Raw genomic sequence first — 1,694 nt, forward strand, 5'->3', positions numbered from 1 at the left:
CAAACATTATAGTATCAACTTTAAGGTTCTCATGTCAAGTAGAGGGGTAGTGTGGCAGCCTTGAAGAATCAAAAATAAAAAATATAAGGGGAATTGAAAAATAAAAGTGAAATAGAATGGGCATGATATTTGGACAAAGGAATAGTGTTTAAATAATCAAGGACTGGAGAGGGGGCAATCTGGAGCATTAAACTTTCACTGAGTATCAAAAGAGACCCAAATTTTTTTATTCAGGTAATCAATGGCAGAATTATCCAAGAAAGCAGATTTAAATTCTTCTAAAAGTTTGTAGGCCACATTTCTTACACTTCCATAAACCTTTCGAATTACCTTTTTACCTAACAGCCCATATTCCATAAATTGGGCTATAATATGGGCAATCTGTAATAATAGATAAAAATTTTTTACAGCTAAAACATTGCTGCTATAAGCGTGCTCCAGATTATACCCCCCATTTTTTTGCATATTAAATCCTTCATTTTCAATCTTCCATCTCTTTCTACCTCCTTCATTGCCAATAATAAAACAATTTTTTTGTGTAATGTTTAGATTGGTCAGCCAAACAAATTTCTTAGGCGCTTCATTCTTTTTTGTCTCATGGCATGATAAAACATTTACTAGATGCCCTTCATGTTCAATTTCTGTAACCCACTTATAATCTTGGCATATATCCTTTTGCCTATAAGTCAGCTTATTTTCAGGTTGAAGTGGCAAAAGTGCTTCAAACTCTTGAGCAATAGTGGGAATAGAGCCCGATTTAAAATTGATAATGTATTTCCAATTATATTTTTCAGCCATTCCTATAATCTGTTGGTTGGCAAAGAGACTATCTAAAACAATACAGATTTTTAGCTGAGGAAATCGTGATTTTATTCTAGGCAAAAGTCGATAACAGGCCTTAAGTTCACAATCTTGTCTAGAGGCTGAAGGATCGGTGTTCTCAATAAATTCAGTCTCTAGAGAGAGCGCCATACCAAATGGCAGGATTAACTTTGCTTCAAGGACAGGATGATAATAAATAATTTCCCCATTTTTAAGCTTTTTCTTTAAACATTGATCACAGTGTCTTTTTGAAAAACTTAAGTGTCCTGTTCCATCAATCACTAAAAGGTAATATTTATCAAGGAAACGATACTTTTCAAAGCACTTCATTCTCAAAGCTCTCCTTATCATAAGGATACGAATGTTAGAGAAATTATCTGGATTAATCTTACACAAAAGCTCATTTAAGGTATCACCATGAGACATCTTTTCTGACTTATACTGGAATACACACTGAAGGTTTTTAATAAGAATTGGGTCATTTAACCTGAACTTGATTTGCCTTCTTGCTCCTAATTTAAATATAAATAGCAAAAGACCTACTAAAATTAAGTCTTTTAGTGGGTAATTAGTCTTGGCAGTATCTCTGGGATCCTTGATGGTGTTAATCCATGACAAAAGATTTGGGAAAAAGTGATAAGTAGTTTTTACAAATGCCACCAGTGTATGATTGTTACTCATCTATCTGTTTAGCAACTTCCTAAAATGCTTATACAGCGGATAAACAAATACAGCCTTTATTGATTTATCCTTCTTATTGTAACGGTCATTTCTGCCTCTACCACAGGTTTCACCTACCTTGATCCAATTTGCTGCCTTATAACAAGTGCCAAAAAAGCGTTGCTTTTCTACAAATGTCTCTAAAAGCACAA

Annotated in this window: 2 protein-coding genes; both read right to left on the bottom strand. The window is 33.8% G+C overall.

Annotated elements, in window-relative coordinates:
- Window positions 1-195: 195 nt before the first annotated feature.
- Window positions 196-1,503 (bottom strand): hypothetical protein, encoded by a 1,308-nt coding sequence (locus J7J01_09645; protein MCD6211125.1) that lies wholly within the window; start codon window positions 1,501-1,503, stop codon window positions 196-198.
- Window positions 1,504-1,694, bottom strand: a 191-nt coding sequence (locus J7J01_09650; GenBank protein ID MCD6211126.1) for a DUF4338 domain-containing protein, incomplete at its 5' end; no start/stop codon positions are given.

The sequence above is a fragment of the Methanophagales archaeon genome (assembly GCA_021159465.1).
Lineage (GTDB): Archaea > Halobacteriota > Syntropharchaeia > Alkanophagales > Methanospirareceae > G60ANME1.

What these genes read in the sequence shown, in the direction of transcription:
- J7J01_09645 (MCD6211125.1), bottom strand. Translation starts at nt 1,503, where the DNA reads ATGAGTAACAATCATACACTGGTGGCATTTGTAAAAACTACTTATCAC.